The organism is Methanofollis fontis (assembly GCF_004297185.1).
Classification (GTDB): Archaea; Halobacteriota; Methanomicrobia; order Methanomicrobiales; family Methanofollaceae; genus Methanofollis; species Methanofollis fontis.
On sequence record NZ_PGCL01000011.1, the window covers coordinates 1 to 5,564 of the forward strand.

Consider the following 5,564-nt stretch of genomic DNA (forward strand, 5'->3'; position numbering starts at 1 on the left):
AAGGATGGGATAGCAGCGCACTGTCGTTCCCGAGTGTTCTCACAACTCAGTACCGGACAATACGTAAGTGGGCTTAACTTCTGGGTTCGGAAAGAGTCCAGGTGTATCCCCACTGCTATGGCCGCTATACCCAAAGCCAAGGCCCGGAATCGAACCGGGATGTAGTTGATCTGCAGTCAACCGCGTAGCCACTCCGCCACCTTGGCAGCCGTGTTTTGGGCCCTAGAATAGTGTGCTATTCTAGAAGTTAAAGATATGCACAACGGGATTCGTCTGGGTTCAACGGAAAACTGGACTTGGACGTTAGTACTTGCGGACTGAACACGTCGTTACCTTCGTGCGTACATCCCAAGCCTATCAAGCGGGTCTTGTACCCATGTCCTATGACGGAGTCTCGTTTTGGGCCGGGTTTCAAGCTTAGATGCTTTCAGCTTTTACCCCTTATCGCGTAGCTGCTCGGCACTGCCCTGTCGGACAACCGATCGACCAGAGGCGACGAAAGAAAGTTCCTCTCGTACTATTTCTTTCTTACCCTCAGACTCCAAACACCCCAAATAGATAGTAACCGACCTGTCTCACGACGGTCTAAACCCAGCTCACGATCCCCTTTAATAGGCGAACAACCTCACCCTTGGCTGCTGCTGCACAGCCAGGATGGAAAGAACCGACATCGAGGTAGCAAGCCGCCGGGTCGATATGTGCTCTTGCCGGCGACGACTCTGTTATCCCCGGGGTAGCTTTTCTGTCGTCAATAGCCCTCATCAAAAAGGCGTATTGGTTCGTTAGACCCGAGTTTCCTCTCGCGATTATTTGCTATTCATAATCGCGTCAGGCCAACTTTTGCTCTTGACACTCTTCTGTGAGTTTCTGACTCACATGAGTTGACCTTAGGGCACCCTTGATATTTTTTCGAGGGTGTGGCGCCCCACCCAAACTGCCTACCTATCGTTGTCCTCGAATGAGTGAGTGTTACAGCAAACTAAGGATGGTGTCTCATCGTTGGCTCACCGCCCCCCACAAGGGACGGATCGACGCCTCCCATCTACACTGCGCAAAGAATACCGTAACACAGCGACAGGCTGCAGTAAAGCTCCACGGGGTCTTCACTTCCCATTTGGGGTCCCTGGCCTCTGCACCAGGATAAAAGGTTCAACGGATTCGTGTTTGGGACAGTAGGGCTCTTGTTAATCCATTCATGCAAGTCGCCAATTAAGCGACAAGGTACTACGCTACCTTAAGAGGGTCATAGTTACCCCCGCCGTTTACGAGTCCTTCGTCCGGTTGGAACCAGTTTTCAGATACTCGCACTGGGCAGGAATCACCGACTATACGAGTCCTTACGGAGTTGCAGTCAGCTATGTTGTTATTAGACAGTCAGAGCCCCCTGGTCACTGCGACCTGCCTGATCACCAGGCAGGCACCCCTTCTACCAAAGGTACGGGGCCATTTTGCCGAGTTCCCTAAACACGATTGATCCGACACGCCTTAGCCTATTCAGCTAGGGGCACCTGTGTCAGTTCTCGGTACGGACATTCACCCACCTTTTCATGGGCTCCAGGACTTTGCCGGATTACTCCATCACAGATTCAACCGGTTCTCACCATGACGGTACTCCCCGGTCTTCGATGCTTGGACACGGCGACGACCGTGCCCGGCATATCCCGAAGCGTCGGCGCTTAACGCTAAGGATGAATGGTACAGGAATATTAACCTGTTTCCCTTTTGTTACACTCGCATTACGGTGCAACTTAGGACCGACTAACCCTCAGCTGACGAACATTGCTGAGGAAACCTAGCCCCTTCGGCGGATGGGATTCTCACCCATCTATGCTTCTACTACTGCCAGAATTCTCATTCCCGCACGGTCCACAGGACCTCACGACCCTGCTTCTGCCCATGCGGGACGCCTTCCTACTAGATCACCTTACGGTGCTCCGTGGTCTCTGTAGTAGGCTTTAGCCCCGTCCATTTTCAGTGCCCTAAACCTAGACTGGTAAGCTGTTACGCACTTTTTGAAGGATAGCTGCTTCTGAGCTCACCTCCCAGTTGTTTTTGGCCTAGGACGCCTTTCAGTGTTGACACTTAGCCTACATTGAGGGACATTAACCACGGTCTGGGTTGTCTCCCTTACGCATTACAAGCTTACCCCGTAATGCGGACTTCCAGCCTTCTCAGACGTCGGGGAATTTGGAGTTTGACAGGAGAGCGAGGAATTTCTTCCCCGGAGTCCCCAATCAGTGCTCTACCTCACCGACTATCTCAGGCCAGGTCATGCTACGGCATGTTTCGGAAGGAACCAGCGGATGCCGGGTTCGATGAATCTTTCACTCCTATACGCAGGTCACGAGAATGATTTGCATATCAAAACCTCCGGCGGTCCTCCACGCAACTTTCGTCACGCTTCAACCTGCCCACGCATAGATCACCCGGCTTCGGGTCGTATTCCACTGACTTCACGCACTTTTAATACGTCGTCCCATGCCCGAAGGCTACGGACGTGTTGCTTTCGCTTCGGCTCCCCTCTCCGGTTAACCTTCGCCAATGAAATACACTCTCTGGCCCGTTCTTCAAAACGTAAGTTACGACACTGGCAACCATGCCCGTACTACCGCCTCGCGACGGGTTCCTTCGCATGGAAGATCCTTTGGCGCCGTAACACACTATCACCTGTCAGTTTCAGGCGCTTTTAACCACCTTTTCAGGGTTACTTTTCAGCTTTCGCTCACGCTACTACTTCGCTATCGGTTTCGAGGTGTATTTAGTTTTGGAGGTTGATGACCCCCAGATTCCCGCGAGAATGCCAACCCACGGTACTCAGGACTCTGCCAGGATCGATTGGTTTACATGTACGGGGCTATCACCCCCTCTGGCGCGTCGTTCCAGACGACTTCCACTTCACCGCACGAACCAAACGGCAGGCCTACCACACCACATCTCCCCGAAGGGATTCAGTTTGAACTCTGTCGTTTTCGATCGCCTTTACTCACGACATCTCGATTGATTTCTTTTCCTCCCCCTACTGAGATGTTTCAATTCGGGGGGTTCCCAATCCTTACGGATCGACACCGAAGTGTCAGGATGTCCTATTAGGGGATCTCCGGATCGTAGATTCCTTGCCTCTCCCCGGAGCTTATCGCAGCTTGGCACGCCCCTCATCAGCACTCGAACCGAGCCATTCACTGACAGGCTTCTTGTCCAGCGTTCCGCTGAACCCATTTGACGCCCGTTGTGCATACCTGTACACGGCTTCGTAAGGTCATTGGTTTGACCTTCAGCCCTTCCCTGGCGATTTGCATCTCCAGGTGCATTGAAATGGACTCAGGGGGATTTGAACCCTCGGCCTCCGCCTCGCAAAGGCGGCGATCTTCCACTGATCTATGAGCCCCATTTCCCGTTTCGTGACACTAGCAACTTTTCGGTCTGTTTAGCAACCGCTTGAATCCCTTTTGTCTTTAGGAGGTGATCCAGCCGCAGATTCCCCTACGGCTACCTTGTTACGACTTAACCCCCCTTGCGAAACCTAGATTCGACTATGGCAACAACCATAGCCTCATCCAAACCTCACTCGGGTGGTTTGACGGGCGGTGTGTGCAAGGAGCAGGGACAGATTCACCGCGCTATCTTGAAACGCGATTACTACGGATTCCAGCTTCATGCGGGCGAGTTGCAGCCCGCAATCCGAACTAAGGGCAGGTTTAGGAGATTGCCTTCACCTTTCGGTGTCGATACCCATTGTCCTGTCCATTGTAGCCCGCGTGTAGCCCGGGTAATTCGGGGCATGCTGACCTACCGTTGCCCATTCCTTCCTCCTCTTTAGCAGAGGCGGTCCCAACAGTGTCCCCACCGATCCGGAGATCGTGCTGGCAACTGTTGGCGTGGGTCTCGCTCGTTGCCTGACTTAACAGGATGCTTCACAGTACGAACTGACGACGGCCATGCACCTCCTCTCAGCTGATCAAGTAGAGTCTTCAGCCCGACTATCATATCGCTGTCCTACCCGGTGAGCTGTCCGGCGTTGAGTCCAATTAAACCGCAGGCTCCACCCGTTGTGGTGCTCCCCCGCCAATTCCTTTAAGTTTCAGCCTTGCGACCGTACTTCCCAGGCGGCGCGTTTCACGGTTTCCCTTCGGCACCTCGGTAACTCGTGGTCACCGATACACCTAACGCGCATCGTTTACGGCTGGGACTACCCGGGTATCTAATCCGGTTTGCTCCCCCAGCTTTCGTCCCTCACTGTCGGAGTCGTTCTGGTGAGACGCCTTCGCCACAGGTGGTCCCCTGAGGATTACAGGATTTCACTCCTACCCCCAGAGTACCTCTCACCTCTCCCGATCCCTAGATCGCCAGTATCCCTGAGACGCCTTCCGGTTGAGCCGGAAGATTTCCCCAGAGACTTAACGACCAAGCTACGGACGCTTTAAGCCCAGTAATAGCGGCCACCACTCGAGCCGCCGGTATTACCGCGGCGGCTGGCACCGGTCTTGCCCGGCCCTTTCTCCAGGTGGGTTTTAAGCACCTGAACAGCCCGTCCATACGGGCACTCGGGGTTCCCTTATCACAGTTGCCTGCATTGTAAAGTTTTCGCGCCTGCTGCGCCCCGTAGGGCCTGGATTCGTGTCTCAGAATCCATCTCCGGGCTCTTGCTCCCACAACCCGTACCGATTACAGGCTTGTTGGGCCATTACCCCAACAACTACCTAATCGGCCGCAGACCCATCCTGAGGCGGCGGACCTTTAATCTACAGAGCATTCCAGCGTCTGTAGACGATGAGGTATTATTCCCAGTTTCCCGGGGGTATCCCTCACCTCAGGGCAGGTTGTCCACGTGTTACTGAGCAGTATGCCGAGGGCCGAACCCTCTCGACTCGCATGGCTTAATCGAACCCCGATAGCAGTGACCTCTGGCAGGATCAACCAGAATTTGAAGTAGGCACACTATCGTTGAAGTTTATTAAGGAATTAGCGGTTACTAAACAGATTTCCGCATTGCCAGTGCCAACGTCAGAATCAACGCCGACCTATCGACGATTTTGATTCTCCATCGAAACGCAGATACATATTCTGCGCCCTTTCGTGCTGATGCGACCGTACCGCATCAGCGTGACTCGTGGGATTACAGTATTGAATCCGGAGACATATATACCTTTGCAGCCCCCCTTGGGGGCCCAGAAGGCGTCCCGATTCAACCGCCCCGGAAGACCGGAGCGATCCCCTGTGTGCCACCAATATACGACGCCAGGACATATAAACCCTTGCACCCCGCCCGGGGCGCACCGAATTCTGCCTGACGATTGGCAGCACCGGACCCGCACCCTTCGCAGTCGACCCCGGAGGGACGTTAAAGGAAGGAGCAGATCCCGAGAGATTCCGTTCCCATCAGGGCCGATTCCGAACTCGTCGGTGTCGTCGACCCCGGTCACAGTGCGAGGCAACAATGTTGGGCGCAATGCGTTATATACCTTACCACTCCGCCCCGGAAAGGACGGAGAAGCCAGGAATACAACCATCACAACCACAAACAGACCAGTCGAGTGACGAATGGTCCCTGTTGCCCCCGTGTGCTA

General features: G+C 54.1%; 2 tRNA genes and 3 rRNA genes. All 5 read right to left on the reverse strand.

What is annotated here, in order from left to right:
* Positions 1-7: 7 nt before the first annotated feature.
* The 5 genes from rrf to CUJ86_RS11630 all read right to left on the reverse strand — a co-directional run bounded on the left by rrf (position 8) and on the right by CUJ86_RS11630 (position 4,921).
* Positions 8-129 (reverse strand): 5S ribosomal RNA (gene rrf, locus CUJ86_RS11610).
* A gap of 5 nt (positions 130-134) precedes the next feature.
* Positions 135-206, reverse strand: a tRNA-Cys gene (locus CUJ86_RS11615).
* A 79-nt stretch (positions 207-285) separates the two neighbouring features.
* Positions 286-3,204 (reverse strand): 23S ribosomal RNA (locus tag CUJ86_RS11620).
* 109 nt (positions 3,205-3,313) lie between these two features.
* Positions 3,314-3,385 (reverse strand) — tRNA-Ala (locus CUJ86_RS11625).
* Between the two features lie 69 nt (positions 3,386-3,454).
* Positions 3,455-4,921: ribosomal RNA gene (locus CUJ86_RS11630) — 16S ribosomal RNA — on the reverse strand.
* Together the 16S, 23S and 5S rRNA genes with 2 tRNA genes alongside form the textbook arrangement of a ribosomal RNA operon.
* Positions 4,922-5,564 lie beyond the last annotated feature (643 nt).